At 59.9% G+C, this 24,044-nt stretch carries 24 protein-coding genes and 1 other RNA gene; 19 read left to right on the forward strand and 6 right to left on the reverse strand.

Annotated elements, in window-relative coordinates:
• Positions 1-22: 22 nt before the first annotated feature.
• The gene (locus KCG87_RS16340; RefSeq protein WP_210558551.1) at positions 23-1,378 is read left to right on the forward strand and encodes a tryptophan--tRNA ligase; all 1,356 of its coding nucleotides are present in this window, start codon (positions 23-25) and stop codon (positions 1,376-1,378) included.
• Between the two features lie 90 nt (positions 1,379-1,468).
• On the forward strand, positions 1,469-2,563 hold the full coding sequence (gene zapE, locus KCG87_RS16345) for a cell division protein ZapE (RefSeq protein ID WP_041074841.1): 1,095 nt from the start codon (positions 1,469-1,471) through the stop codon (positions 2,561-2,563).
• Between the two features lie 176 nt (positions 2,564-2,739).
• Here the strand turns inward: zapE and KCG87_RS16350 are convergent, their stop codons facing one another.
• Complete coding sequence (locus tag KCG87_RS16350; RefSeq protein WP_171061848.1) at positions 2,740-3,636, reverse strand: GlxA family transcriptional regulator; 897 nt, start codon at positions 3,634-3,636, stop codon at positions 2,740-2,742.
• A gap of 250 nt (positions 3,637-3,886) precedes the next feature.
• On the opposite strand from KCG87_RS16350, the gene KCG87_RS16355 reads away from it, so the two are divergent.
• Complete coding sequence (locus KCG87_RS16355; protein WP_003228064.1) at positions 3,887-5,023, forward strand: acyl-CoA dehydrogenase family protein; 1,137 nt, start codon at positions 3,887-3,889, stop codon at positions 5,021-5,023.
• Between the two features lie 103 nt (positions 5,024-5,126).
• On the opposite strand, the gene KCG87_RS16360 is transcribed toward KCG87_RS16355, so the two are convergent.
• On the reverse strand, positions 5,127-6,167 hold the full coding sequence (locus KCG87_RS16360; RefSeq protein WP_210558550.1) for an NADP(H)-dependent aldo-keto reductase: 1,041 nt from the start codon (positions 6,165-6,167) through the stop codon (positions 5,127-5,129).
• A 244-nt stretch (positions 6,168-6,411) separates the two neighbouring features.
• Here KCG87_RS16360 and rplM point away from each other — a divergent pair, with 244 nt between their 5' ends.
• The 7 genes from rplM (at position 6,412) to KCG87_RS16395 (ending at position 11,299) form a co-directional block, all read left to right on the forward strand.
• The gene (gene rplM, locus KCG87_RS16365) at positions 6,412-6,840 is read left to right on the forward strand and encodes a 50S ribosomal protein L13 (RefSeq protein ID WP_003228062.1); all 429 of its coding nucleotides are present in this window, start codon (positions 6,412-6,414) and stop codon (positions 6,838-6,840) included.
• Positions 6,841-6,854: 14 nt separating this feature from the next.
• Complete coding sequence (gene rpsI / locus KCG87_RS16370; RefSeq protein ID WP_007961615.1) at positions 6,855-7,247, forward strand: 30S ribosomal protein S9; 393 nt, start codon at positions 6,855-6,857, stop codon at positions 7,245-7,247.
• Positions 7,248-7,518: 271 nt separating this feature from the next.
• Positions 7,519-8,112, forward strand: a complete 594-nt coding sequence (petA, locus tag KCG87_RS16375) for a ubiquinol-cytochrome c reductase iron-sulfur subunit (protein WP_003228055.1) — start codon at positions 7,519-7,521, stop codon at positions 8,110-8,112.
• Complete coding sequence (locus KCG87_RS16380) at positions 8,112-9,323, forward strand: cytochrome bc complex cytochrome b subunit (RefSeq protein ID WP_096797145.1); 1,212 nt, start codon at positions 8,112-8,114, stop codon at positions 9,321-9,323. Before petA ends, KCG87_RS16380 begins: the two co-directional genes overlap by 1 nt.
• On the forward strand, positions 9,323-10,105 hold the full coding sequence (locus KCG87_RS16385) for a cytochrome c1 (RefSeq protein WP_007917027.1): 783 nt from the start codon (positions 9,323-9,325) through the stop codon (positions 10,103-10,105). The genes KCG87_RS16380 and KCG87_RS16385 overlap by 1 nt, the downstream gene beginning before the upstream one ends.
• Before the next feature lie 146 nt (positions 10,106-10,251).
• Entirely contained in the window at positions 10,252-10,869 is a 618-nt protein-coding gene (locus KCG87_RS16390) for a glutathione S-transferase N-terminal domain-containing protein (RefSeq protein WP_007961620.1), read from the forward strand.
• A 16-nt stretch (positions 10,870-10,885) separates the two neighbouring features.
• Positions 10,886-11,299: a ClpXP protease specificity-enhancing factor gene (locus KCG87_RS16395; protein ID WP_135296535.1), complete on the forward strand. Its 414-nt coding sequence runs from the start codon at positions 10,886-10,888 to the stop codon at positions 11,297-11,299.
• Between the two features lie 51 nt (positions 11,300-11,350).
• Here the strand turns inward: KCG87_RS16395 and KCG87_RS16400 are convergent, their stop codons facing one another.
• The 4 genes from KCG87_RS16400 to KCG87_RS16415 all read right to left on the reverse strand — a co-directional run bounded on the left by KCG87_RS16400 (position 11,351) and on the right by KCG87_RS16415 (position 14,797).
• Positions 11,351-11,929, reverse strand: coding sequence for a BON domain-containing protein (locus tag KCG87_RS16400; RefSeq protein WP_007961621.1), 579 nt, complete (start codon positions 11,927-11,929; stop codon positions 11,351-11,353).
• Complete coding sequence (locus tag KCG87_RS16405; protein ID WP_007961622.1) at positions 11,926-12,519, reverse strand: phosphoheptose isomerase; 594 nt, start codon at positions 12,517-12,519, stop codon at positions 11,926-11,928. Before KCG87_RS16405 ends, KCG87_RS16400 begins: the two co-directional genes overlap by 4 nt.
• Positions 12,520-12,623: 104 nt before the next feature.
• Positions 12,624-12,986, reverse strand: coding sequence for a YraN family protein (locus tag KCG87_RS16410; protein WP_027612188.1), 363 nt, complete (start codon positions 12,984-12,986; stop codon positions 12,624-12,626).
• Positions 12,986-14,797: a penicillin-binding protein activator gene (locus tag KCG87_RS16415; protein WP_210558549.1), complete on the reverse strand. Its 1,812-nt coding sequence runs from the start codon at positions 14,795-14,797 to the stop codon at positions 12,986-12,988. The genes KCG87_RS16410 and KCG87_RS16415 overlap by 1 nt, the downstream gene beginning before the upstream one ends.
• A 177-nt stretch (positions 14,798-14,974) precedes the next feature.
• Here KCG87_RS16415 and rsmI point away from each other — a divergent pair, with 177 nt between their 5' ends.
• The 9 genes from rsmI to mraY all read left to right on the forward strand — a co-directional run bounded on the left by rsmI (position 14,975) and on the right by mraY (position 24,042).
• Positions 14,975-15,880, forward strand: a complete 906-nt coding sequence (rsmI, locus tag KCG87_RS16420) for a 16S rRNA (cytidine(1402)-2'-O)-methyltransferase (RefSeq protein WP_210558548.1) — start codon at positions 14,975-14,977, stop codon at positions 15,878-15,880.
• A 73-nt stretch (positions 15,881-15,953) separates the two neighbouring features.
• An RNA gene (gene rnpB / locus KCG87_RS16425) (RNase P RNA component class A) lies at positions 15,954-16,307 on the forward strand.
• 401 nt (positions 16,308-16,708) lie between these two features.
• Positions 16,709-17,164 (forward strand): division/cell wall cluster transcriptional repressor MraZ, encoded by a 456-nt coding sequence (gene mraZ / locus KCG87_RS16430; RefSeq protein ID WP_003228026.1) that lies wholly within the window; start codon positions 16,709-16,711, stop codon positions 17,162-17,164.
• 2 nt (positions 17,165-17,166) lie between these two features.
• Positions 17,167-18,108, forward strand: a complete 942-nt coding sequence (rsmH, locus tag KCG87_RS16435; protein WP_097086287.1) for a 16S rRNA (cytosine(1402)-N(4))-methyltransferase RsmH — start codon at positions 17,167-17,169, stop codon at positions 18,106-18,108.
• Positions 18,105-18,398: a cell division protein FtsL gene (gene ftsL, locus KCG87_RS16440; protein ID WP_007961627.1), complete on the forward strand. Its 294-nt coding sequence runs from the start codon at positions 18,105-18,107 to the stop codon at positions 18,396-18,398. The genes rsmH and ftsL overlap by 4 nt, the downstream gene beginning before the upstream one ends.
• Positions 18,398-20,137 (forward strand): penicillin-binding protein 2, encoded by a 1,740-nt coding sequence (locus KCG87_RS16445; protein ID WP_171061849.1) that lies wholly within the window; start codon positions 18,398-18,400, stop codon positions 20,135-20,137. The genes ftsL and KCG87_RS16445 overlap by 1 nt, the downstream gene beginning before the upstream one ends.
• Positions 20,137-21,600 carry a UDP-N-acetylmuramoyl-L-alanyl-D-glutamate--2,6-diaminopimelate ligase gene (locus KCG87_RS16450; protein ID WP_210558547.1) on the forward strand — a complete coding sequence of 488 codons (1,464 nt, stop codon included), beginning with the start codon at positions 20,137-20,139 and terminating at the stop codon, positions 21,598-21,600. The genes KCG87_RS16445 and KCG87_RS16450 overlap by 1 nt, the downstream gene beginning before the upstream one ends.
• Positions 21,593-22,960, forward strand: coding sequence for a UDP-N-acetylmuramoyl-tripeptide--D-alanyl-D-alanine ligase (gene murF / locus KCG87_RS16455; RefSeq protein ID WP_135296532.1), 1,368 nt, complete (start codon positions 21,593-21,595; stop codon positions 22,958-22,960). The genes KCG87_RS16450 and murF overlap by 8 nt, the downstream gene beginning before the upstream one ends.
• Positions 22,960-24,042 (forward strand): phospho-N-acetylmuramoyl-pentapeptide-transferase, encoded by a 1,083-nt coding sequence (gene mraY, locus KCG87_RS16460; RefSeq protein ID WP_025109289.1) that lies wholly within the window; start codon positions 22,960-22,962, stop codon positions 24,040-24,042. The genes murF and mraY overlap by 1 nt, the downstream gene beginning before the upstream one ends.
• The last annotated feature ends 2 nt before the right edge of the window (positions 24,043-24,044 follow it).

A 24,044-nucleotide genomic window follows, 5' to 3' on the forward strand; every position in this document is an offset into this window, starting at 1 on the left:
GCAGTCTGACAAGCGATTACCCATGACGAACCGTACCCGTATCCTCACCGGCATCACCACCACCGGCACGCCGCACCTGGGCAACTACGCCGGCGCCATCCGCCCGGCGATTCTCGCCAGCCGCGACAGCAATGCCGATTCGTTCTACTTCCTGGCCGACTACCACGCCTTGATCAAATGCGATGACCCGCTGCGCATCCAGCGCTCGCGTCTGGAAATCGCCGCGACCTGGCTGGCCGGTGGCCTGGATGTCGACCGTGTGACCTTCTATCGCCAGTCCGACATTCCGGAAATCCCCGAGCTGACCTGGCTGCTGACCTGCGTCGCCGCCAAAGGCTTGCTCAACCGGGCGCACGCCTACAAGGCCTCGGTGGACAAGAACGTCGAGAGCGGTGAAGACCCGGATGCCGGGATCACCATGGGTCTCTACAGCTACCCGGTGCTGATGGCGGCGGACATCCTGATGTTCAACGCGCACAAGGTCCCGGTCGGTCGTGACCAGATCCAGCACGTGGAAATGGCCCGCGACATCGGCCAGCGCTTCAACCACCTGTTCGGCCAAGGCAAAGAGTTCTTCACCATGCCTGAAGCGCTGATCGAGGAGAGCGTGGCGACCTTGCCCGGCCTCGATGGGCGCAAGATGTCGAAGAGCTACGACAACACCATCCCGCTGTTCTCCAGCGCCAAAGAGATGAAGGACGCGATCTCGCGGATCGTCACCGACTCCAAAGCGCCGGGCGAAGCCAAAGATCCGGATAACTCGCACCTGTTCACTCTGTTTCAGGCGTTCGCCACACCGGCGCAGGCGGACGAATTCCGCAGCGAACTGCTCGGCGGTCTGGGTTGGGGCGAGGCGAAGAATCGTCTGTTCCAGTTGCTCGACAATGAACTGGGCGAGTCCCGCGAGCGCTATCACCAGTTGATCGAGCGCCCGGCGGATCTGGAAGACATCCTGCAACACGGCGCGAAAAAGGCTCGTGCGGTGGCGACGCCGTTCCTCAACGAACTGCGTGAAGCGGTCGGCCTGCGTTCGTTCGTCAATCAGGTGCAAGTCGCGGCGACCACCAAAAAGAAAGCCGTGAAAGCTGCACGTTTCGTGAGCTTCCGTGAAGACGACGGCAGCTTCCGCTTCCGTCTGCTGGCGGCTGATGGCGAGCAACTATTGCTGTCGCGCAACTTTGCCGACGGCAAAACCGCCGGCCAAGTGACCAAGCAACTGCAATCCGGTCAGGCGCTGGACATCCGCAATCAAGACCTGAGCTTCAGCGTGTGGCTGGAAGGCGAGTGCGTTGGCGACAGCCCGGCGTTCGCCGATGCTGCTGCGCGGGACGCGGCTGTCGAAGCTCTGCGCGTTGCACTGACCCCGGTTCAGGACTAATCCGCGGCGCGGCCCGACCAAGGGCTGATTGCCATTCCTACGGGCCGTCGCTACAGTGACGGCCCGTTTTTGTTGCCTTGCTAACGAATTATGACGCCCCTAGAACGATATCAAGCTGATCTGAAACGCCCGGACTTCTTCCATGACGCCGCGCAGGAAACTGCCGTGCGTCATCTGCAGCGCCTGTACGACGATCTGATCGCGGCCGAGCAGAACAAGCCGGGTTTGCTGGGCAAGCTGTTTGGCAAGAAGGATCAGACGCCGGTCAAGGGCCTGTACTTCTGGGGCGGCGTGGGTCGCGGCAAGACTTACCTGGTCGACACCTTCTTCGAAGCGCTGCCGTTCAAGGAAAAGACCCGCACCCACTTCCACCGCTTCATGAAGCGTGTGCACGAAGAGATGAAAACCCTGGGCGGCGAGAAAAACCCGCTGACCATCATCGCCAAGCGCTTCGCGACCGAGTCGCGAGTGATCTGCTTCGATGAATTCTTCGTTTCGGACATCACCGACGCGATGATCCTCGGCACGCTGATGGAAGAGCTGTTCAAGAACGGCGTGACCCTGGTCGCGACCTCGAACATCGTTCCGGACGGCTTGTACAAGGACGGCCTGCAACGCGCACGCTTCCTGCCGGCTATTGCGCTGATCAAGCAGAACACCGAGATCGTCAACGTCGACAGCGGTGTCGACTACCGTCTGCGCCACCTCGAACAAGCGGAGCTGTTCCACTATCCGCTGGATGAAGCCGCCCATGAAAGCCTGCGCAAGAGCTTCAAGGCCCTGACGCCGGAATGCACCGCCGCGGTGGAAAACGATGTGCTGATCATCGAGAACCGTGAAATCCGTGCCCTGCGCACCTGCGACGACGTGGCCTGGTTCGACTTCCGCGAACTGTGCGACGGCCCACGCAGCCAGAACGACTACATCGAGCTGGGCAAGATCTTCCACGCCGTGCTGCTCAGTGGCGTCGAGCAGATGAGCGTCACCACTGATGACATCGCCCGGCGTTTCATCAACATGGTCGACGAGTTCTACGACCGTAACGTCAAGCTGATCATTTCTGCCGAAGTCGAGTTGAAAGACCTGTACACCGGCGGACGCCTGACGTTCGAATTCCAGCGTACGCTCAGCCGTCTGCTGGAGATGCAATCGCACGAATTCCTGTCGCGGGCGCACAAGCCTTAAACAGCTTCGTCAAAGAAAAAGGGCCTGCAATTGCAGGCCTTTTTTTATGCGACGCAGTACCCCTGTGGGAGCGGGCTTGCTCGCGAATGCGGTGTGTCAGCTAAATAGATGCCAACTGAAAGTACGCTTTCGCGAGCAAGCCCGCTCCCACAGTGGTTTTGTGCGTGGGCAGGGAGTTATGCTGCCTGCTGAAACTGCTGCCGATACTGGTTCGGCGACAGCTCCGTATGCTGGCGGAACAGTCGCGCAAAGAAGCTCGCATCGTCGTAGCCGACCTCATAACTGATGGTCTTGATGCTCTTGCGGCTGCCGGACAGCAAGCCCTTGGCGGTCTCTATACGCAACCGTTGTAGGTAGTGCAGCGGCTTGTCACCAGTCGCGGTCTGGAAGCGGCGCATGAAGTTGCGGATGCTCATGCCGTGCTCGCGGGCCACGTCTTCGAAGCGGAACTTGTCGGCGAAATGCTCTTCAAGCCAGTGCTGGATCTGCAGGATGATCACGTCCTGGTGCAGCTTCTGCCCGCCGAAACCGATGCGACCCGGCGAATAACTGCGCTGCACTTCATACAGAATGTCGCGGGCCACGGCTTGCGCCACGTTGGCGCCGCAGAAGCGTTCGATCAGGTAGATATAGAGATCGCAGGCCGAAGTGGTGCCGCCGGCGCAATACAGGTTGTCAGCGTCGGTCAGGTGCTTGTCCTGATTGAGGTACACCTTGGGGAAGCGCTCGGCGAAGGCATTGAAGAAGCGCCAGTAGGTGGTCGCTTCCTTACCATTGAGCAGTCCGGCCTCGGCCAGCCAGAACACCCCGGTGGCTTCGCCGCAGAGCACGGCGCCGCGGGCATGCTGCTCGCGCAGCCACGGCAGGATTTGTGGATAACGGCCGCACAGGGTTTCAAAGTCGTCCCAGAACGCCGGGAGGATGATGACGTCGGCGTTTTCCAGGCCGCCGTCCACCGGCATCATCACGTCACTGAAGCTGTTCACCGGTTTGCCGTCGGGGCTGACCAGGCGGGTTTCAAACGCCGGTGTCAGGCCGTGGCCCAGTTGTTTGCCGTAACGCAGGCTGGCCAGATGGAAGAAATCCTTGGCCTGCATGAGAGTGGATGCGAAAACCCGGTCGATTGCCAGGATGCTGACGCGCCGCAAGGGCGTGGAGACTTGCTTGGACATAATTCAACTTTTGTTTTGTTTTTATAAGGGAAAGTGGTCACCAGACGGCTGGATCGTCTTATTTTTTGTCGGATGTGTCCAGTGTCCTGTGTCGGAGGTGAGGCTTAGTCTCTGAAGGTCATATCCCTCCAACAAGAATGAAAGGTGCCGCATGATCCCCAGAACCTTGTTCAGCTCCGAGCACGAATTGTTCCGCGACAGCGTACGAACCTTCCTCGAAAAAGAGGCTGTCCCGTTCCATGCGCAATGGGAGAAACAAGGCCACATCGACCGCAAGCTGTGGAACAAGGCCGGGGAGGCGGGGATGCTCTGCTCACACCTGCCGGAAGAATACGGCGGCCTGGGCGCGGACTTTCTGTACAGCGCGGTGGTGATCGAAGAGGTCGGTCGCTTGGGTCTGACCGGTATCGGCTTTTCGCTGCATTCGGACATCGTCGCACCGTACATCCTGCATTACGGCAGCGAAGCGCTTAAGCACAAATACCTGCCGAAACTGGTCTCTGGCGAGATGGTCAGTGCGATTGCCATGACCGAACCGGGCGCCGGCTCCGACCTGCAAGGGGTCAAGACCACGGCGGTGCTGGATGGCGACGAGTACGTGATCAACGGCTCCAAGACTTTCATCACCAACGGCTTCCTCGCTGATTTGGTGATCGTCGTCGCCAAGACTGATCCGAAGGCCGGTGCCAAGGGCACTAGCCTGTTTGTGGTAGAGGCGAATACGCCGGGCTTCGAGAAGGGCAAACGCCTGGAGAAGGTCGGAATGAAGGCTCAGGACACGTCGGAATTGTTCTTCCAGGACGTGCGTGTTCCCAAGGAAAACCTGTTGGGTCAGGCCGGGGCAGGGTTCGCTTATTTGATGCAGGAATTGCCACAGGAGCGACTGACGGTAGCGATCGGTGGTCTGGCCTCAGCCGAAGCTGCGCTGAAATGGACGCTGGATTACACCCGTGATCGCAAGGCGTTCGGCAAGGCGATTGCCGACTTCCAGAACACCCGCTTCAAACTGGCGGAAATGGCTACCGAGATTCAGATCGGCCGGGTCTTTGTCGACAAGTGCCTGGAACTGCACCTGCAAGGCAAGCTCGATGTTCCAACAGCGGCGATGGCCAAATACTGGGGCACCGACCTGCAATGCAAGGTGCTCGACGAGTGCGTGCAGTTGCATGGCGGCTACGGCTTCATGTGGGAATACCCGGTGGCCCGGGCGTGGGCGGATGCGCGCGTGCAGCGCATCTATGCCGGCACCAATGAAATCATGAAGGAGATCATTGCGCGGTCGCTTTGAAATTTGCAGTGAGTTGACTGGCCTCTTCGCGAGCAAGCTCGCTCCCACAGGTGCGGTGAGCCTCTGTGGGAGCGGGCTTGCTCGCGAAGCTTTTAGCGGTCGATCAAGGTGCCGGATTCGGGTGATCCTTGTGAATCGCCTCGATCCCCGCCAGCACTTCATCGGAAAGTTTCAGATCAAAACTGGCAATGTTGCTGTCCAGTTGCTCCAGCGTCGTCGCGCCAATGATGTTGCTGGTGACGAACGGTTGCTGGGTGACGAACGCCAAGGCCATTTGCGCCGGGTCCAGACCATGTTCCCGGGCCAGTGCCACGTAACGGCTGCAAGCAGCTTCCGACTGCGGGTTGAAGTAGCGGCTGAAGCGGCTGTAGAGGCTCAGGCGGCCTTTCGGCGGGCGAGCGCCACCTTCGTACTTGCCGGACAGGAAGCCGAACGCCAGCGGCGAGTACGCGAGCAGGCCGCACTGTTCGCGAATGGCGATTTCCGCCAGGCCGATTTCGAAGCTGCGGTTGAGCAGGTTGTACGGGTTCTGGATCGACACCGCGCGCGGCCAGCCACGGGCTTCGGCCAAGGCTAGGAAACGCATGGTGCCCCACGGCGTCTCGTTGGACAGACCGATGTGGCGGATCTTGCCGGCCTTCACTTGTTCGTCGAGCGCTTCGAGGGTGTCTTCGAGCGGCGTCAGGTTGGCCTCGATCTTGTGCTTGTAGCCCAGCTGTCCGAAAAAGTTGGTGCTGCGCTCTGGCCAGTGCAATTGATAAAGGTCGATGTAATCGGTCTGCAGACGCTCGAGGCTGGCATCCACCGCGGCGGTGATGTGCTGGCGATTGTGGCGCAGGTTCTTGTCGCGGATGTAGTCGATGGTGTTGCCGGGGCCGGCGATCTTGCTGGCTAGGATCCAGTCGGCGCGGTCGCCGCGACGCTTGAAGTAATTGCCGATGTAGCGCTCGGTGGTGGCGTAGGTGTCGGCTTTCGGCGGCACCGGGTACATCTCGGCGGTGTCGATGAAATTGATCCCGGCTTCCTTGGCCCGTTCGATCTGGGCGAAGGCTTCAGCTTCAGTGTTTTGCTCGCCCCAGGTCATGGTGCCGAGGCAGATTGCACTCACGTTCAGGTCGGTACGGCCTAGCTGGCGATAGTCCATCGGGTGCTCCTTGGGCAAAACAATCATAAAAGCAGGTTGAAAATTTTTTCGCAATCTGCATAATTGCCGACCTCTTTCTGCAGTGGAAGTGATGCGCCGCCGCCGAAGAATCTTGCCGTTGAACGGACGCGCCGACCCGAGCCCCCGAAAGCGTCTGTATCCGGCTGCCTTTGACTTGTCAAAGTACGCACTATTCAGTAAGATCCGCCGTCTTATTTACAGGCGGCCCCTGAGGCTATAAAGAATGAAAACTTTTACTGCTAAACCGGAAACAGTAAAGCGCGACTGGTTTGTCGTCGACGCTGCTGGTCAGACCCTGGGTCGTCTGGCCACCGAAATCGCGAGCCGTCTGCGTGGCAAGCACAAGCCTGAGTACACTCCTCACGTTGACACCGGCGACTACATCGTCGTAATCAACGCCGAGCAGATCCGTGTAACCGGCGCTAAAACCACTGACAAAATGTACTACTCCCACTCCGGTTTCCCGGGCGGCATCAAGTCGATCAACTTTGAAAAGCTGATCGCCAAAGCCCCTGAGCGCGTGATCGAGACCGCGGTTAAAGGCATGCTGCCTAAGAACCCGCTGGGTCGTGACATGTACCGTAAGCTGAAAGTCTATGCGGGCGCTGCACACCCTCATACTGCTCAGCAGCCCCAAGAACTGAAGATTTAACGGAATAGTTCATTATGTCGGCGACTCAAAATTACGGCACTGGCCGTCGCAAGACCGCAACCGCACGCGTTTTCCTGCGTCCGGGTACTGGTAACATCTCCATCAACAACCGCTCCCTGGACTCGTTCTTCGGCCGCGAAACTGCCCGCATGGTAGTTCGTCAGCCGCTGGAACTGACCGAGACTGTCGAGAAGTTCGACATCTACGTCACTGTCATCGGTGGTGGTGTAAGTGGTCAGGCTGGCGCAATCCGCCACGGCATCACTCGCGCTCTGATGGACTACGACGAAACCCTGCGTAGCGCTCTGCGCAAAGCTGGCTTCGTTACTCGCGACGCCCGTGAAGTTGAACGTAAGAAAGTTGGTCTGCGTAAAGCGCGTAAGCGTCCGCAGTACTCGAAGCGTTAATTCGTTTCCACGTTCAAAAAAGAACGCCCGATTCCTCACGGAACCGGGCGTTTTTTTTATGCCTGCGATTTATCAAAAGAATTGCGCTGTGACAACTTGCCACATTCGTAGACCCCCTATACTGCAAGGCTTGAGGGTGTGAGCTCCGGGTAATTCCCTTGTCAGAATTGGGGCTTTTCATTACCATCTCGGCAAAATTTTTATAAGTAACATTGATTTATTTAGTAGATGCCTGATTTAACAGGCCACAAAGCTGATGGGAGAGGACTGAATGAGCAATGACGGCGTGAATGCAGGCCGGCGTCGCTTCTTGGTAGCAGCCACATCCGTGGTGGGTGCTGCAGGAGCGGTGGGGGCTGCGGTCCCGTTCGTGGGGTCATGGTTTCCCAGTGCCAAGGCGAAAGCCGCCGGTGCACCGGTGAAAGTGAATGTCAGCAAGATCGAGCCAGGACAGCAGATGATTGCCGAGTGGCGCGGCCAGCCGGTGTTCATTGTCCGCCGTACTGCGGAAATCCTGGGGAATCTCAAGAAGATCGAGGGCCAGCTCTCCGATCCGACTTCCAAGAACTCCACGCAACCCACCTATGTCGACCCTGAAGTGCGTTCGATCAAGCCGGAAATTCTCCTGCTGATCGGGATCTGCACTCACTTGGGTTGCTCACCAACCTTCCGTCCCGAAGTGGCACCTGCGGATCTGGGTAAGGACTGGGTCGGTGGCTATTTCTGCCCTTGCCACGGCTCCCACTACGATCTGGCTGGCCGCGTCTACAAGTCGCAACCTGCGCCTTTGAACCTGCCAGTTCCCCCGCATTCCTATGAGACCGATGACCTGATTGTCATTGGCGTCGATACGGAGAAAGCGTGATGAGCAAGTTCATGGATTGGGTGGATGCGCGCTTCCCTGCGACCAAAATGTGGGAAGACCATCTCAGCAAGTATTACGCGCCAAAAAACTTCAACTTCTTCTATTTCTTCGGCTCGCTGGCGCTGCTGGTGCTGGTCAATCAGATCGTCACCGGTGTCTGGCTGACGATGAGCTACACGCCGTCGGCAGAAGAGGCGTTCGCTTCCGTCGAATACATCATGCGCGATGTCGAGTACGGCTCGATCCTGCGTCTGCTGCACTCCACCGGCGCGTCGGCGTTCTTCATCGTGGTCTATCTGCACATGTTCCGTGGCCTGCTCTACGGTTCGTACCAGAAACCACGTGAACTGGTCTGGGTATTCGGCATGCTGATCTACCTGGCGCTGATGGCCGAGGCCTTCATGGGTTATCTGCTGCCTTGGGGTCAGATGTCCTACTGGGGTGCCCAGGTGATCATCTCGCTATTCGGTGCGATTCCGGTGATCGGTAACGACCTGACCCAGTGGATTCGGGGTGACTACCTGATCTCCGGAATCACCCTGAACCGCTTCTTCGCCCTGCACGTCGTGGCCCTGCCGATCGTGATTCTTGGTCTGGTGGTGCTGCACATTCTGGCGCTGCACGAAGTCGGCTCGAACAACCCTGATGGCGTCGACATCAAGAAGCACAAAGACGAAAACGGTGTCCCGCTGGATGGCATTGCTTTCCACCCGTACTACACCGTGAAAGACATCGTCGGCGTAGTGGTGTTCCTGTTCATCTTCTGCTTTATCGTGTTCTTCTTCCCGGAAATGGGCGGCTACTTCCTCGAAAAACCAAACTTCGAGCAAGCCAACCCGTTCAAGACGCCTGAGCACATTGCACCGGTCTGGTACTTCACACCGTTCTACGCGATCTTGCGTGCGATCCCGGACAAACTCATGGGTGTTATCGCCATGGGCGCCTCGATTGCCATGCTGTTCGTGCTGCCGTGGCTGGATCGCAGCCCGGTCAAATCGATGCGTTACAAGGGCTGGATGAGCAAAATCTGGCTGGTGGTGTTCTGCATTTCCTTCGTGATCCTCGGCATTCTGGGCGTACTGGCCCCGACGCCGGAGCGCACGCTGGTGTCGCAGATCTGCACCTTCCTGTACTTCGCCTACTTCATTCTGATGCCGTTCTACACCAGGCTCGAGAAGACCAAACCGGTTCCGGAAAGGGTGACTGGCTGATGAAAAAGTTATTTTTTGCTCTGATTTTTGCTGCTCTGCCTGTGCTGTCTTTCGCCGCTGAACACGGTGGTCCGGAGCTGGAAAAAGTCGATATCGACGTGTCCGACAAGGCTGCCCTGCAAGATGGTGCGCGGACCTTCGCCAACTATTGCATGGGCTGCCACAGTGCCAAGTTTCAGCGTTACGAGCGGGTGGCCGATGACCTCGGCATTCCCCACGAAATGATGCTCGAGAAGCTGGTGTTCACTGGCGCCAAGATCGGCGATCACATGAACATCGGCATGCAGCCGGCGGACGCCAAGACCTGGTTCGGTGCTGCTCCGCCGGACCTGACTTTGGTGGCTCGCGTGCGTGGTACTGACTGGCTCTACGGTTACCTGCGCTCGTTCTACGAAGATCCGGCACGTCCTTGGGGCGTGAACAACAAGGTCTTCCCGAACGTCGGCATGCCTAACGTGCTGGTCGGCCTGCAAGGTCGCCAGGTGGTTGGCTGCAAGCAAGTGCAGATCGTCGAGGACGGCAAGAAGCAATACGATCCGCTGACCGGTACGCCGCTGACCCATGAAGCGTGCGATCAGTTGACCATCGTGCCGAAATCCGGTGCTCTGAACGAAGAGCAGTTCGATGAGAAGGTCAAGAATCTGGTAACCTTCCTGGCTTACTCGGCTAACCCGGTTAAGCTGCAACATCAGCGCATCGGTACTTACGTCTTGCTGTACCTGGCGTTCTTCTTTGTGTTCGCCTACCTGCTCAAGCGTGAATACTGGAAAGACGTGCACTGATACGCTTCAAGCATTGCTGTTAATCGCGCGCGCCCAAGGGTTCCTCCGATAACGCAAGGTCTGGTTCGCCAGGCATTGCGGGAGGCGCCCTCTGGGCGCGCGCGTTTTTCCGGTTCCGATAATTTCAACAAGCGAGGAGGATCGCCATGGGCGTGACCAATCGGTTGGCCTGTTACTCCGACCCCGCCGACCACTATTCCCACCGAGTGCGCATCGTGCTTGCAGAGAAGGGTGTCAGCGCCGAAATCATTTACGTGGAAGCTGGTCGCCAGCCGCCTAAACTGATTGAGGTGAACCCTTACGGCAGTCTCCCGACACTGGTCGATCGCGACCTGGCGTTGTGGGAGTCGACCGTGGTGATGGAATATCTGGATGAGCGTTACCCGCATCCGCCACTGATGCCGGTTTATCCGGTGGCGCGTGCCAACAGTCGTCTGCTGATTCACCGTATTCAGCGCGACTGGTGTGGTCTGGTGGATCTGATTCTTGATCCCAAGTCCAAGGAGGCCGCGCGTGTCGTGGCGCGTAAGGAATTGCGTGAAAGCCTGACGGGCGTGTCGCCGCTGTTTGCCGACAAGCCGTTTTTCCTCAGTGAGGAACAAAGTCTGGTGGATTGCTGCCTATTGCCAATACTCTGGCGTTTGCCGATTCTGGGTATTGAACTGCCGCGGCCGGCCAAGCCGCTGCTTGATTATATGGAGCGCCAGTTTGCGCGTGAGGCTTTCCAGGCAAGTCTGTCTGGCGTCGAACGCGATATGCGCTAAGGCTTAAGGAGCCGCTATGAACTCCAGTCGACCTTATCTGGTCCGCGCGCTCTACGAGTGGATTGTGGATAACGATTGCACCCCGCACATGCTGGTCAATTCCGAATACCCGGCAGTGCAGGTGCCGCAGGGCTTCGCCAGTGACGGGCAAATTGTCCTGAACATTTCGCCCAGCGCCGTGCGTCACTTGCACATGGACAACGACGTGGTGACCTTTGAGGGTCGCTTTGGTGGCGTTCCGCACAGTCTGTATGTGCCGATCAGCGCGATTCTGGGTATCTACGCCCGGGAGAACGGGCAGGGCATGGTGTTCGATCTCGAGTCGCCGATGGATGACGAAGACGATGTCGAACCCGATGACGACTTGCCGCCACCGGGCAGCGAGCCGCCGCGACCAAGCGGCCGGCCAAGCCTGAAAGTGGTGAAGTAATAAAAAAGGCGATCCGGATGGATCGCCTTTTTTGTGTCTGCTCGTCGCGTATCAGTCGATGTATTCGAACAGCTTCACGATTTTCTGCACACCGGAAACGCTCTGCACCAGGTTGGTCGCTTGTTGGGCTTCCTGCTTGGTCAGCAGGCCCAGCAGGTAGACGATGCCGTTCTCGGTCACGACCTTGATGCGCGAGCCGGGAATGCTGGCATCGGTCAGCATCTGGGTCTTGATCTTGGTGGTCAGCCAGGCGTCGTTCTGGCGGGCGAGGAAGCTCGACGGCGCAATCACTTGCAGCTCGTTGTGCACCTTCTTCACGCGCTGGACGTTGGCGGCGGCCTGTTCAGCCTTGGCCTTGAGGTCTTCGCGCGGCGTCTGGCCGGCGAGCAGCACCACGCCGTTGAAGCTGGTGACGACGATATGCGAGTCCTTGTCCAGGCCGGGGTCGGCCTTGGCCACGTTGACGCCGACTTTGGTCTCGATCAGCGAGTCGTCGATTTTGCTGCCGAAGGTTCGGGTGCCGCGGTCGTCTTCAATCGGCGCTTCACGGCTGGCATTCACCACCGAGGTGCAGCCGCTGATGCCGAGGCACAGGGTCAAGGCCAGAAGGCCAAGGCGATTAGGGGTCATTCTTCACTCCCGAACAGTTGGCTGTCGATCAGATCGCAGAGGCAATGGATCGCCAGCAGATGGACTTCCTGAATACGTGCAGTGACATGGGCCGGTACGCGAATCTCGACATCTTCAGGCAGCAGCAGCGAAGCCATGCCGCCGCCATCGCGGCCAGTCAATGCTACGACAATCATTTCGCGATCATGTGCGGCCTGGATCGCCTGAATAATGTTGGCCGAGTTACCGCTGGTCGAAATCGCCAGCAATACGTCGCCTGGTTGACCCAGTGCGCGGATCTGCTTGGAGAACACTTCGTTGTAGCTGTAGTCGTTGGCGATCGAGGTGATCGTCGAGCTGTCGGTGGTCAGGGCGATGGCCGGCAGGCTCGGGCGTTCGCGCTCGAAGCGGTTGAGCAGCTCCGAGGAGAAGTGCTGGGCGTCGCCGGCAGAGCCGCCGTTGCCGCACGAAAGCATTTTGCCTTCGTTGAGCAGGGCGTTGACCATGATCTGGCTGGCTTGCTCGATGTGCGGTGCAAGTACGTCCATCGCCTGTTGCTTGGTGTCGATACTGGCCTGGAAAAGCTGGCGAATTCGGGATTGCATGTCCATCTGTGTGACCTTAAGTAGCGCGGCTGTTCGGCACGTGAATGTGCAGCCCGCAAAGCAAAGAGCAAAAATTGTCGGTGAAAGTGTCCGGGGTGGTGTGCAGAGAATCAACCATCGAACGCATTCTGCAACCAGTTCAATTGATCCGGGTGCCTGTCGATGGCCACCACGTCGAAGCGGCAAGGGGAGTCGGCCCAGCGTGACTCACGCTGAAGAAAATACTGTGCGGCGAAAATCAGTTTCTGCCGTTTGCGCTCATCGATGCTAGCGAGCGCGCCACCCCATTGAGTGTTTTTTCTGTAGCGGACTTCGACGAATACTACTGTATCGCCATCAAGCATGACCAGATCAAGCTCGCCCCGTTTGCATGACCAGTTCTGCGCCAGCAGGCGCAGACCGTGGTGTTGCAGATGCTCGAGCGCCTGGCGCTCGGCATCCTTGCCGCTCTGCAGGTGCGAGCCGTCGGGCATCAGCGCGGGGTGTCCGGCAGGCGTTGAACCTGACCGTTGACGAACTGCGCCCATGGCAACTGACGCACCACGCGTTGGGTCTGGGTCATGCCCAGGCTGCCCGACTGACCTTCGATGCGGCTGTCCGGCAGCGCCTTCAACTGACCCAGGCGCGGTGCCAGACGGTAGGCATCGACGCCCATGGCGTACAGGCGGCCGAGGCTGCCGGCCGCTTGTGGCCATTGCGCGGTGACTTGCTGGCGTAGCGGGTCATTGGCTTCCAGCAACCACGGGGTTTCGCAGAAGCGCACACCGTTCATGTCGTTGTACTGGTTCACATCGCCGCTGGCGCTGTAGACGTGGGACGTTGCGTACACCGGAACGTCACCGGCGTACTGGAAGTTCAGGGTCGGCTTGATCTGCTGCGCCTGTTGCGGGGTGGCTGCGAGGAAGATGAACTCGATGTCCTGACGACGCGACGGCTGCGCGGCTACGTTGGTGCCAGCGGCGTTCTGCAGGCTCTTGGCGCGGGCTTCGCTCTGACGCAGCTGGAACATGTCGGCGATCTGCTGGGCCAGTTGCACCGGCTGATCGACACGTTCGGTGGCGACGATGCTGCCGCCATTGGCCTGCCAGTCCTGGCTGAACGCACGCAGTACGCGGTCGCCCCATTCGCCTTTCGGCACCATGATCGCCGCGCGGTGCAGGCCGTCGGCGCGGGCACGACGCGAAACTTCGCGGGCTTCGTCTTCAGCCGCCAGGCCGAACTGGAACAGTTGCGCCGGACCTTGATCGCCTTCGCTGTAGTTCAATGCGAGGGTGGTGATCGGCAGTTGCGGACGGGTGCTCAGTTGTTTGACCAGTGGTTTTTCCAGCGGGCCGACCACCAGTTGCACGCCGTCAGCCTGAGCCTTGCGGTAGAAATCGTCCATCAAGGTCAGCTTGGAGCTGTCGTAGAACTCGATGGCGGGCGGCTTCTGGCCGGCCTGTTGCGCTTGATAGTGCGCCGCCATGAAACCTTCACGCAGGGCCTTGCCGACCGAGGCCAGTGGGCCGTCTTGCGGCAGCAGCAGGGCGATCTTGCTCAGGGGCTGGCTGGCCAGTTCCTTGAGTTTGGTCAGGGGCAGCGGCAGGTTGATTGCCGCCGGGTGTTTCGGGTTTTGTGCGCGCCAGGCATCGATCGCCGCTTGCTGCTGTTCCAGAGTGCCGGCGGTTTTCACGGCCAGGGCCAGGCCCATCCAGCCACCGAGATCGTCGGAGGTATTGGGTTGCAGTTGATCGGTTGGTAGCGAGGCGATCAGGGTCCATATCGCTTCGTGGTTCTTGCTTGCGACTTCGCCTTTGAGCATCGGTGCGATGAAGATGCGCTCGCGAGCCGCAGCCAGGGTCTGGCCGTCGGCTTCCAGTGCGCGGGCATGCACGGTGCCGGTGCGCACTTGCTGGTCTTCCGGCATTTCGCTCAGATGCTGCAGGCTCGGATGGCTCAGGGCCGTCAGCGCGGCTTTCGGCTGATTGCGAGTCATCGCCAGCTCAGCGGACAGGGTGCTGGCGAAGATCTGCTGGCCTGGCTTCAACTGCTCCATCGGCACTTGTTGCAGGATCTGCGCGGACTGGCCGGCGTTGCCCTGGCGATATGCCAAGTCTGCCGCGCTCAAGCGCAACAGCGCGGCTTTTTCCGGCGTCTTGGCCTGGGTAGCCTGTTCGAGCAGTTGCTCGATGCTGGCATCCGGAGTCCGTGGAAGTTCGCCAAGGCTGGAGGAAGGGGAGCTGGCGCAGGCCGCCAGCAAGGCAGCGAGGCAGAGGGCAGTGAACAGCCGCAGGCAAGCGATCATGTAAGTGTTCCTGATACTCGATCAAATTAGCGTGGAATTGTACCCAAGCACTGGCCGGGGCGCGATGTTACTGGCGTGAATCAATCAATTTAGCTGGAGTAAATGTTGCAGCGGCGCACAACTGCGTGCAAAACCGCGCTTGGCTCATACGGTTCGCAAGCCTCGTGACGCGCTACAATGCCGGCTTTTACCGAACACGAGGTGTGCGCTTTGACTGCTCCAGGTCCTTTGAATTCCGCTGCTGGCTCGCTTTATGTGGTGGCGACGCCCATCGGCAACCTGGACGACATCAGCGCCCGGGCTCTGAAAATCCTTCGCGAAGTGGCGTTGATCGCCGCCGAAGACACACGGCACTCGGCGCGGTTGATGCAGCACTTCGGCATTGCCACGCCGTTGGCCGCCTGCCACGAACACAACGAACGTGATGAAGGTAGCCGCTTTATTACCCGTTTGCTGGCGGGCGATAACGTCGCGTTGATTTCCGATGCCGGGACGCCGCTGATTTCCGATCCGGGTTACCACCTGGTGCGTCAGGCGCGGGCGGCGGGGATCAATGTGGTGCCGGTGCCGGGCGCCTGTGCTTTGATCGCGGCGCTGTCGGCGGCGGGCCTGCCCTCCGACCGATTCATCTTCGAAGGCTTCCTGCCGGCCAAGTCGGTAGGGCGCAAGGCGCGCCTGGAAGCAGTCAAAGAAGAGCCGCGCACGCTGATTTTCTACGAGGCCCCGCACCGTATTCTCGAATGCCTGCAGGACATGGAAGCCGTGTTCGGTGGAGAGCGTCAGGCATTGCTGGCCCGGGAAATCACCAAGACTTTCGAGACGCTTAAGGGGTTGCCGCTGGCTGAGCTGCGTGCGTTTGTCGAGTCCGACAGCAATCAGCAGCGGGGGGAGTGTGTGGTGCTGGTCGCAGGCTGGTCTGCACCGGAGTCCGAAGACGCCGTCAGCAGCGAAGCGATGCGCGTGCTTAATCTGTTGCTCGAAGAGATGCCGCTCAAGCGTGCCGCCGCTCTGGCCGCGCAAATCACCGGCGAGCGCAAAAACGTGCTGTATCAGGTCGCACTGGAACAGCAGAAGGGCGAGTAACCCGTCGCGCAGACGGGTTTCACGGCTATTAGCGCTTGTTCTTCGGGCGCTCTGCCGTTAACCTGCGCGGCGGAGAGTCGATCGGACAGTCGCTGCCCTCTATGAAAATTAGGGGGGGGAGGAAAGTCCGGGCTCCATAGGGCGAAGTGCCAGGTAATGCCTGGGAGGCGTGAGCCTACGGAAAGTGCCACAGAAAATAACCGCCTAAGCGCTTCGGCGCCGGTAAGGGTGAAAAGGTGCGGTAAGAGCGCACCGCACGTCTGGCAACAGTTCGTGGCTAGGTAAACCCCACTTGGAGCAAGACCAAATAGGGTCCCAAGGCGTGGCCCGCGCTGGGACCGGGTAGGTTGCTAAAGATGTCCAGTGATGGCCATCGTAGACGAATGACTGTTCAAGACAGAACCCGGCTTACAGATCGACTCTCCACCTTTTTCTTTCCCTGCTTGAATCAATGGCATCAGGGCTGGTTATTATCGGCAGGCCTGCGCTAAAGTCCGGCAGCGGCAAATGCAGTAATAGCCATTTCCCACCTTGCTTCAATCAACAGCAGAAGCGCTTTTGTAATACCGAAAAAATCTTACTCTTAACAAATTACTTTAACTTCCGAGCGCAGCTTTCAGTGCTGCATCAAGTTATTGGTCAAAAGTGTCCGCCAAATTGTCGTTACCCCTCCTTTTAAGCTCCTAAATCTCCGTTCTGTAAGGGTTTTCCTTTGATCCGCGCCTTGACGGTGTGGTGGGCGCATTCCTATAGTGTGCGCAAGTGGCGGAAAGTGGCATGAAGTGGGTTTTTTGAGCTCAAAACGATAAAAATTGGAGAAACGCTGACGTGTTTCGCGGAGCTAACGCTATCAGTCTCGATGCAAAGGGCCGTCTCGCCATGCCGAGCCGGTACCGTGACGAGCTCGTTTCGCGTAGTTCCGGCCAATTGATCGTGACCATTGATGCCGTTGATCCGTGCCTGTGTGTCTACCCGCTCGACGAGTGGGAAATCATTGAAACCAAGTTGCGCGCACTCCCTTCGCTTCGCGAAGAGAACCGTCGCCTGCAGCGTTTATTGATTGGTAATGCCGTCGACCTCGAACTCGACGGCAGTGGTCGTTTTCTGGTTCCACCGCGTCTGCGCGAATACGCCAAGCTTGATAAGAAAGCGATGCTGGTGGGCCAACTGAACAAGTTCCAATTGTGGGACGAGGATGCATGGAACGCGGTGTCTGCCGCTGACCTTGCTGCTATTCAACAACCGGGCGCCATGCCTGATGAACTGCGTGATTTGATCCTGTGACTATTGATAGCGGCTTTAACCACATCACCGTACTGCTTGACGAAGCCGTCGAGGCTCTCGCCGTACGTCCTGATGGCTGCTATCTGGACGGTACGTTCGGGCGCGGCGGGCACAGTCGGCTGATCCTCAGCCAGCTCGGGACGGACGGTCGGCTCATCGGGTTCGACAAAGATCCACAAGCGATTGCCACCGGGCAAACGCTAGCGGCCGAAGACGGCCGCTTTGTCGTTGTGCAGCGCAGCTTTGCCGAGCTGGGTTCGGTGGTTGCCGAGCGAGGTCTGAGCGGCAAGGTCAGCGGTATCCTGCTCGATCTCGGCGTGTCTTCGCCGCAGCTCGACGACGCCGAACGCGGCTTCAGTTTCCTTAACGACGGCCCGCTGGACATGCGCATGGATCCGTCCCGTGGCATCAGCGCCGCCGAGTTCGTCAACACCGCGCCGGTGGAAGAAATCGCCCGGGTGTTCAAGGAATACGGCGAAGAGCGTTTCTCCGGGCGCATGGCCCGTGCCGTGGCCGAGCGCCGCGACATCAAGCCGTTCGAGCGCACCGCTGATCTGGCTGAAGTCTTGAAAGTCGCCAACCCGGCGTGGGAGAAGGGCAAGAACCCGGCGACCCGTGCATTCCAGGGTTTGCGCATTCACGTCAACAACGAACTGGGCGATCTGGAAGCCGGCCTCGAAGCCGCCCTGGATGCTCTGGAGATCGGTGGCCGTCTGGTGGTCATCAGCTTCCACTCGCTGGAAGACCGCATCGTCAAACTGTTCATGCGCAAGCTGGTGAAAGGCGAAGCTGACAACCTGCCACGCAACCTGCCCGTGCGCCACGTGGCGTTCGAACCGAAAATCAAAATCCACGGCAAAGCGCAGACGGCCTCCGACGCCGAACTCAAAGCCAACCCACGTTCCCGTAGCGCTGTCATGCGTGTCGCGGAGAAGTTGCGGTGAGCAAGCTTTTCGCCAAGCCCCTGCCGGGCGGCAGCTTTATCATGCTGCTGCTGTTTATCGGCGTGCTCGTGTCGGCCATCGGCGTGTCTTACAGCGCGCACTGGAACCGGCAGTTGCTCAACAATCTTTATAACGAACTCAGCGTGCGCGACAAGGCGCAGGCCGAGTGGGGGCGCCTGATTCTCGAGCAAAGCACCTGGACTGCGCACAGCCGCATCGAAGTGCTGGCCACCGAACAACTGAAAATGCACATCCCTGGCGCGGCTGACGTGAAGATGGTGGCGCCATGATGAAACTCGAAGGGGCACTCTTCCCGTGGCGCTTCCGCCTGATGGTGGCACTGCTCGGCGTGATGGTCGCGGCGATCTGCTGGCGCATCATCGACCTGCAAGTGGTTGACCGTGACTTCCTCAAAGGTCAGGGCGACGCGCGCAGTCTGCGTCATATTCCGATTCCTGCTCACCGTGGTCTGATCACCGACCGTAACGGCGAGCCGTTGGCCGTGAGTACCCCGGTGACGACCCTGTGGGCCAACGCCAAGGAAATGCAGACCGCCAAAGAGAAGTGGCCGGCGCTGGCCGCTGCGCTGGGGCAGGATCCGAAAGCCCTGGCCGAACGTCTCGAAGCCCAGGCCAACAAAGAATTCATTTATCTGGTGCGCGGGTTGACCCCCGAGCAGGGCCAGGCTGTGCTCGACTTGAAAGTGCCGGGCGTTTACGGCATCGAAGAATTCCGCCGCTTCTATCCGGCCGGTGAAGTTACCGCGCACATGGTCGGCTTTACCGACATTGACGATCACGGGCGTGAAGGCGTCGAGCTGGCCTACGACGAGTGGCTGGCCGGTGTCCCGGGCAAGCGGCAGGTCATCAAGGATCGGCGCGGTCGGCTGATCAAGGATGTCCAGGTCACCAAGAACGCCAAGGCCGGCAAGCCCTTGGCGTTGTCGATTGACCTGCGTCTGCAATACCTGGCCAACCGCGAGCTGCGCAACGCGATCATCGAGAACGGCGCCAAGGCCGGCAGCCTGGTGATCATGGACGTGAAGACCGGCGAGATTCTCGCCATGGTCAACCAGCCGACCTACAACCCGAACAACCGGCGCAACCTGCAGCCGGCGATGATGCGTAACCGCGCGATGATCGACGTGTTCGAACCGGGTTCGACCATGAAAGCGATCTCGATGAGTGCCGCGATCGAAACCGGCCGCTGGAAACCGAGCGACACCGTCGAGGTGTACCCGGGCTCCCTGCAGATCGGCAAGTACACCATCAAGGACGTGTCGAAGACCGAAGGTCCGGTACTCGACCTGACCGGCATTCTGATCAACTCCAGTAACGTCGGCATGAGTAAGGTCGCGTTCGATATTGGTGGCGAAACCATTTTCCGCCTCGCGCAGAAAGTCGGCCTCGGCCAGGACACCGGCCTCGGCTTCCCGGGCGAGCGCGTCGGCAACCTGCCGAACTACCGCGAATGGCGCAAGGCTGAAACCGCGACGCTGTCGTACGGCTACGGTATTTCCGTGACCGCGATCCAGTTGGTGCACGCGTTCTCGGCGCTGGCCAACAACGGTCGTCTCGCACCGCTGACCCTGATCAAAACCGACAAGCCGCCGCAGACCACCCAGGTACTGCCGGAAGCGGTCGCGAAAACCATGCAAGGCATGCTGCAGCAAGTGATTGAAGCACCGCGCGGCGTGTTCCGTGCGCAGGTGCCGGCGTATCACGTGGCCGGCAAGTCGGGTACTGCACGTAAAACGTCGGTGGGCACCAAGGGCTACGCCGAAAACTCGTACCGTTCGTTGTTCGCCGGTTTCGGCCCGATGAGCGATCCGCGTTACGCCATCGTGGTGGTGATCGATGAACCGTCCAAGGCCGGTTACTTCGGTGGTCTGGTGTCGGCACCGGTGTTCAGCCGCGTGATGTCCGGCACCCTGCGTCTGATGAACGTGACCCCGGACAACCTGCCGACCACCCAACAGGCCAACGCTACCCCGGTCGTTCCGCTGAAAGCCAATGGAGGGCGCGGCTGATGTCTCTGAGTCTGAACAAGATATTCCCCCACGCCGGCCACGATCTGCTGATCCGTGAGTTGGCGCTGGACAGCCGCAACGTACGCGCGGGTGACCTGTTCCTCGCCGTGCCGGGCGGCAAGTTCGATGGCCGTGCGCACATCGCCGATGCCTTGCAGCGCGGCGCGGCGGCGGTTGCCTATGAAGTGGAAGGCGCCACCGTGCTGCCGATCACCGAAGTTCCGTTGATTCCGGTCAAAGGCCTGGCGGCGCAGCTGTCCGACATCGCCGGGCGCTTTTATGGTGAGCCAAGCCATCACCTGAACCTGATCGGTGTCACCGGCACTAACGGCAAGACCAGCGTGACCCAACTGGTCGCGCAGGCACTCGACCTGCTCGGTCAGCACTGCGGCATCGTCGGCACGCTGGGCTCCGGCTTCTATGGCGCGCTGGAAAGCGGTCTGCACACCACGCCGAATCCGATTGCCGTGCAAGCAACCTTGGGCGACCTGAAGAAGGCCGGGGCTAAAGCCGTGGCCATGGAAGTGTCGTCTCACGGTCTGGATCAGGGTCGGGTCACCGCATTGGCATTTGATGTGGCGGTGATGACCAACCTGTCCCGCGATCACCTGGATTATCACGGCACCATGGAGGCGTACGCCGAGGCCAAGGCCAAGCTGTTCGCCTGGAATGACCTGAAGTGCCGCGTGGTCAACCTCGACGACGATTTCGGTCGGCAACTGGCCGCCGAAAAACGCGATTCGCGCCTGATCACCTACAGCCTGCTCGACAGCAGCGCCTACCTGTTCTGCCGTGAAGCGCAGTTCGATGACCACGGCGTGCGCGCCACGCTGGTCACGCCGCAGGGCGAGCATCACCTGCGCAGCACGCTGCTCGGTCGTTTCAACCTGAGCAACGTACTGGCGGCAGTCGGCGCCTTGCTCGGTCTGGATTACGCCCTAGACGAAATTCTCAAGGTGCTGCCGAAACTCGAAGGCCCGGCCGGACGCATGCAGCGTCTGGGTGGCGGCACTCAGCCGCTGGTGGTGGTCGATTACGCCCACACCCCGGATGCCCTGGAAAAGGTTCTGAGCGCACTGCGGCCACACGTCAAAGGCCAGTTGCTGTGCCTGTTCGGCTGTGGCGGTGATCGTGATCGCGGCAAGCGTCCGCTGATGGCCGAAGTGGTCGAGCGTCTGGCTGATCGCGTGCTGGTCACCGATGACAACCCGCGCACGGAAGACCCGGCGCAGATTTTCGACGACATCCGCGCCGGTTTCAGCGCTGTGGATAACGTCACCTTCGTCGCCGGCCGTGGTCAGGCGATTGCGCAACTGATCGCTGGCGCTTCGGCGGATGACGTGATCGTGCTGGCCGGTAAAGGTCACGAGGACTATCAGGAAATCAACGGCGAGCGCCACGCGTTCTCCGACCTGGTCGAAGCCGATCATGCCCTCACCGCGTGGGAGGTGGCCCATGCTTAAGGCCCTGACATTGAGCGAACTGACCAACGTGCTCGACGCCCGTCTGATCAGCAGCGATGCCAGTTTCGATGGCGTCAGCATCGACAGCCGTGCGATCACCGCTGGCCAACTGTTTATTGCCCTGACTGGCCCGCGCTTCGATGGTCACGACTATCTGAATGACGTCGCCGGCAAAGGCGCGGTGGCGGCACTGGTCGAGCGCGAAGTCGTCGACAGCACCTTGCCGCAACTGCTGGTCAAGGATACCCGCCAGGCCCTCGGCCAGTTGGGTGCGTTGAACCGTGCCGCATTCACCCAGCCAGTCGCGGCCATCACTGGCTCCAGCGGCAAGACCACGGTCAAGGAAATGCTCGCGAGCATCCTGCGTACCCGCGGTCCGGTGCTGGCGACGCGCGGCAATCTGAACAACGACCTCGGCGCACCGCTGACCCTGCTCGAACTGGCGCCGGAACACACCGCCGCCGTGATCGAACTGGGCGCTTCGCGTCTGGGCGAAATCGCTTACACCGTCGGGCTGACCAAGCCACACGTGGCGATTCTCAACAACGCCGGTACCGCTCACGTTGGCGAGTTCGGCGGGCCGGAAAAAATCGTCGAAGCCAAAGGCGAGATCATCGACGGGCTGGCAGCGGATGGCGTCGCCGTGCTCAACCTCGATGACAAGGCCTTTGGCATCTGGAAGCTCCGCGCCGGCGCACGCAAGGTGCTGACCTTCTCCCTGAACAATCCTCAGGCAGATTTCTACGCCAGCGACCTGAGCACTGATGCCCGGGGTTGCCCGGCCTTCAACCTGCATACACCTGAAGGTGTGGAGCACGTTCAGCTGAACCTGCTCGGCACCCATAACGTGGCCAACGCCATGGCTGCCGCCGCTGCCGCTCACGCCCTGGGCGTGTCGCTGTTCGGCATCGCCACCGGGCTTGGCGCGGTACAACCGGTCAAGGGTCGCACCGTCGCGCAACTGGCGAAGAACGGCATGCGCGTGATCGATGACACTTACAACGCAAACCCCACCTCCATGTGCGCGGCCGTTGATATACTCGCCGGCTTTTCCGGCCGCACCGTCCTGGTGCTCGGAGATATCGGCGAGTTGGGCGACTGGGCGGAGCAGGGGCACCGCGACGTGGGCGAATATGCCCGGGGCAAGGTTTCCGCGCTTTACGCGGTCGGGCCGAACATGGTCCACGCCGTGAACGCATTCGGTAAAGAGGCGCATCACTTCGGCACGCAAGCCGAACTGATCCAGGCCCTCGACGCCGAGCAGGACACAAACACCACCATTTTGATCAAGGGTTCGCGCAGTGCAGCGATGGAAAACATCGTTGCGGCTCTGTGCGGGTCCAGTCTGGAGAAACATTAATGCTGCTGCTGCTAGCGGAGTATCTGCAACAGTTCTACAAAGGCTTCGCGGTCTTCCAGTACCTGACCCTGCGCGGGATCCTCGGTGTGCTGACCGCGCTGGTTTTGTCGCTGTGCTATGGCCCGTGGATGATCCGCACCCTGCAGAACCGTCAGATCGGCCAGTCCGTTCGTAATGACGGCCCGCAATCGCACCTGTCCAAGTCGGGTACGCCAACCATGGGTGGCGCACTGATTTTGTCTTCCATCGGTGTCAGCACCCTGCTGTGGGCTGACCTGAGCAACCGCTACGTCTGGGTCGTGCTGCTGGTGACGCTGCTGTTCGGTGCCATCGGCTGGGTCGACGACTACCGCAAAGTGATCGAGAAGAACTCCCGTGGCTTGCCAAGCCGCTGGAAATATTTCTGGCAGTCGGTCTTTGGCCTGGGCGCAGCGATCTTCCTTTATATGACCGCGACCACGCCGGTTGAGACCACGCTGATCCTGCCGATGCTCAAGGACTACAGCATTCCGCTGGGCGCCGGTTTCATCGTGCTGACCTACTTCGTGATCGTCGGTTCGAGCAACGCGGTCAACCTGACCGACGGCCTCGACGGTCTGGCGATCATGCCAACCGTGATGGTCGGCGGCGGTCTGGGGATCTTCTGCTACCTGTCGGGTAACGTGAAATTCGCTGAATACCTGCTGATCCCTTACGTGCCGGGTGCGGGCGAACTGATCGTGTTCTGCGGCGCGCTGATCGGTGCCGGTCTGGGCTTCCTCTGGTTCAACACCTACCCGGCGCAAGTGTTCATGGGCGACGTCGGTGCTCTGGCACTGGGCGCGGCACTGGGCACCATCGCAGTGATCGTCCGTCAGGAAATCGTCCTGTTCATCATGGGCGGCGTGTTCGTGATGGAAACCCTGTCGGTGGTTATCCAGGTTGCCTCTTTCAAGCTGACCGGGCGCCGTGTGTTCCGCATGGCACCGATTCACCACCACTTTGAACTCAAGGGCTGGCCCGAGCCACGCGTGATCGTCCGTTTCTGGATCATCACCGTGATTCTCGTGTTGATCGGCCTTGCCACCCTGAAGCTGAGGTAGAA

The organism is Pseudomonas sp. MWU347 (assembly GCF_017947305.1).
Taxonomy (GTDB): Bacteria; Pseudomonadota; Gammaproteobacteria; order Pseudomonadales; family Pseudomonadaceae; genus Aquipseudomonas; species Aquipseudomonas putida_A.